We start from the raw sequence: 3,622 nt of genomic DNA on the forward strand, positions 1-3,622 counted from the left end.
ACGTTGTCGACAAACATAACGATAGGATGATAGTGGGATGCTGACAAGTGTCTCTTTTTTGCATCTTAATTCGGCATTTTTACGCTGCAATATTAGGCATTTCTATTATGCAATAAACAGAGAATCAAGCTTATATTCCTTGGATACTTTATATTTATGGCTTTTTCTCAACTGCGCTTACTGTCTATTACAGCACACTGGCGAATGCAAATAAGAAAGTTATTATTGACGTTTACGAAAAACGAGTTAAGGACTATAAAAAAATATTCCTTGAAGATCGTATTGATCAAATTACAGGTAACAGTATTGAGGAGCAAATTAGTATATTCAAAAGATACCTGCATTGGACTGTTTGGCCTAGTATAGGAATTAGCTTAATAGGAATTATTGTTGGTTTAAAGTTCCATGGATTAATTAGTTGGATGTATTTACTTATTAAACAGTTGATTGATAAGATAATAGCTTTGATTACATAAAGAGAAGCAATTCATTAAATAGAATATGCTACTCTTTTGTTTTTTATGTATCAATATTCGAGCGTAACATTTAAACCACTCCTCTACTTGATAAAACTATGTTGATTATAGTTAATGAAACATATAAAACGTTATTTACGCAGCGGGGTTATTGCCCCTTGGTTGCCAGATGTTTAATCATAAGAGGAGATCAGATAACAAATGACCCAACCCAAGATAAGAGCTAAACAATTACTAAAAGAAGGAAAAAAATCGATAGATGTCGAATTAAGTAGAGAAGATTATTAGATTGGGGGTATTTCATTGTCGGTATTCGATGATTTCGTTGACGGAATTAAAGATATTTATGCTTCTAGGGATCGACGTGTACGTATTCCTAAGTTCCTTTACGACCAACTTCATGAGGAAGCTGGAAATGAAGATGAAGTAGAAAATTTGTTGATGGCGATTCTTTCTAAACGGTTCCAAATGCTGGATGATCAAGAAAGAGAGCAACAGGAAGATGCACAACATCAGATTGATCTTGTTGAATATTATGAGTATCTAGATAGGTATCTATTTGCTACTATAAATAGAAATATTACAATTGGAATAACAAATGAATTGAATGGACGTGAGACTTCTTATTGTAATTACACTTTAAAGGATTATAGACTATCCAAGGTATATAGGACTTTAAAGTTGGATTTGGAACGTAATGAGGAATATTATCCTATTTCATTCTATGAAATCATCGATATTAAGTTCAACAACAATGGAGAACGACTAAAAACGTGGATATATATGCCTCATCCTATGAAAAATTGGAGATTTTATTTGGACTTTGACCCAAATATAGTTGGTAGTACAACAAAAAGCGGGAGGATATTTTTGACAAAGGAGGATTATAATAGTATTAATTTATAAATATTCAAGAAACAGACAAATCCGTGTTTTTGTATGGATTTGTCTGTTTCTTGTAAAAATATTAGGTGTAAGTATATGTGTATTCGAAGAAGGCAGGAACAATGCCAAGCACCATATCTACGCTGCGGGCTTTGCCTTTAGTTCGCAAGATATATTAGATGGGGAAAAGAATCAGCGAGCAACCCTGTGAGGCTAAGTTCGACGGACCCGGCGCGATGCCCTTAATGGTCTCAGGTTCGTAGATATCTGAACGTTATACGTAATACTTGAAAACTTTTGAATTATTGAAATGGTATTTAGTACCATTATGTCAAACGATTCATTGGAGGTGTATCATGGCTATAGCCGAAAAAAACATTGATGATGTGGTCAGTGAATACGTAAGATTATTTCCAGTATATAAGAGTTTGGCGAATAAAGTTGAGTCAATTGTAAGAGAGGTTTTAAATTCGTCAGGTGCCTCCTATTACACAATCAGTAGTAGAGTTAAGGAGATTGATAGTTTTTCAAAGAAGGCTAGGAAAGAAAAATATAAGAATCCAATAAAGGATATTAAAGATTTGGCCGGAATTCGTGTTATAACATTTGTTAAATCGGAAGTAAATCAAGTTTGTAACATACTTAAACCATTGTTTGATATTGATCATCTTCACAGTGTAGATAAAACAAAAGAACTAGGAAATGATAGGGTTGGTTATCGTTCAGTTCATTATGTTGCTCAACTGACTGAAGAAAGATTGCGATTACCTGAATATCAAATTTACAAAGGTATGAGTTTTGAAATACAGGTCAGAACAATCCTTGAACATGCTTGGGCTGACATCTCGCATGATCGTAATTATAAATTTAGCGGCGTGCTACCACCGGAGAATGATATCCAGAGAAGATTTTCTTTAGCATCAGCTACTCTTGAATTAGTCGATAGGGAATTTGACAATTTAGCTAAGGAAATCAATCAATATGACTCAATAGTCAAGACTAAGGTAGAAAGTGATGATTTTAATATCGAGATTAATACAACCTCTTTAAGGAACTACTTATCCTTAAAGTTCAAGATATATATTGAAAAAGGATTAATAGAAGCATCTTTTCAAAAGGCCAGTAACAAAATTATTGAAGAGTTATCAAGATACGGTATAAGAACCTTAGCCGAGTTGGATAAAGAGCTCAGCGATGGTATCGAAAAGTATATATATGCGAAAACTAATTTTATTGGATTATTGCGTGACATAATGATAATAAATAATATAGAGAATTATTTCAGTTTGGCTTGGGAAAATAGTTGGAGCGCCATTGATATAGAATCAGTTCAATATTTTAGAAGATTAAAGATTCCAATAGATAGTTACATAAAGAAATATCGTCTCGATGTAGATACGACCAAGGATTAGAGTTTAACAATATTGAATTCAAACTTGATGAGGAAGATGCTGGTTGACTAAAGACTCCGATGGGGTCTTTTTAGTTATTAAAGTCATCACGGGATGTCAGGTATTGCGTATAACACTGCATTCAGGCATTGGGCTTACCCCCTGCATTTCAGATAGTTTTGGAGGTAGCCGAAGCTGCGGTACAACCTTTGAGGGTTCGTGAATGCGGGAGTCGTTAAACGAAATAATTGCAGATATAAGAAAAAAGAGGTGTACAATGACAGTATTATATTCAAACGATTTAATTGATATAATTAGTAAAAATAGCGATATATTAAATGAAATAAAGTTGAAATTACAGATGGATAATTTAATTAATCAAGGATTATTCCTTATGTCAACAACTTATTTTGAAGCTACTTTACGTGATGTAATGAATAAAATATTAATTTCTAAACCAGAAAAACTAAAAAAAGATAATTTCACAATAAGTAAAGATAATTTAAGTAGTTTAGATGATTCTGCTATTCTGAAAAGTATAATTGAAAACGAGCTTTTCAATTTATTTAAAGGTAATGTTAAAGAACAATTGTTATATATTATAGAGATAGTATCTAATATTAGAGTAAGTAATATAGTAAATAAATCTAAGCATGAGGACTTAATTAATATTGAGCGTTTTGCAATAATCCAAGGCCTTGATTTGTAAGGATTTTCGGACATAAAAAAGGGACTTCACCCCAACTTGGAGAAGTTTTCAAGTGACCAAACAAGAAAACTTAAGGAGTGAAGTCACGATGTATATTCTCCAAGAAAGCTTGTTTTCCTTCGAGGAATTGCTAAAAATGCAGTCAAAAGAGCGATTGCCAA

Annotated in this window: 3 protein-coding genes; all 3 read left to right on the forward strand. The window is 32.8% G+C overall.

Going from position 1 to position 3,622, the window contains the following annotated elements:
- Positions 1-779: 779 nt before the first annotated feature.
- Positions 780-1,382: a hypothetical protein gene (locus KQI79_RS27110; protein ID WP_216541440.1), complete on the forward strand. Its 603-nt coding sequence runs from the start codon at positions 780-782 to the stop codon at positions 1,380-1,382.
- A 335-nt stretch (positions 1,383-1,717) separates the two neighbouring features.
- Positions 1,718-2,773, forward strand: coding sequence for a GTP pyrophosphokinase (locus KQI79_RS27115; RefSeq protein WP_230193286.1), 1,056 nt, complete (start codon positions 1,718-1,720; stop codon positions 2,771-2,773).
- Between the two features lie 256 nt (positions 2,774-3,029).
- The gene (locus KQI79_RS27120; RefSeq protein WP_216541441.1) at positions 3,030-3,461 is read left to right on the forward strand and encodes a hypothetical protein; all 432 of its coding nucleotides are present in this window, start codon (positions 3,030-3,032) and stop codon (positions 3,459-3,461) included.
- The last annotated feature ends 161 nt before the right edge of the window (positions 3,462-3,622 follow it).

Origin of the sequence: Paenibacillus sp. MSJ-34, assembly GCF_018918005.1 — a bacterium.
GTDB lineage: Bacteria > Bacillota > Bacilli > Paenibacillales > Paenibacillaceae > MSJ-34.

Coding starts and splice junctions, on each gene's coding strand:
- KQI79_RS27120 (WP_216541441.1), top strand. CDS start 3,030: ATGACAGTATTATATTCAAACGATTTAATTGATATAATTAGTAAAAAT.
- KQI79_RS27115 (WP_230193286.1), top strand. CDS start 1,718: ATGGCTATAGCCGAAAAAAACATTGATGATGTGGTCAGTGAATACGTA.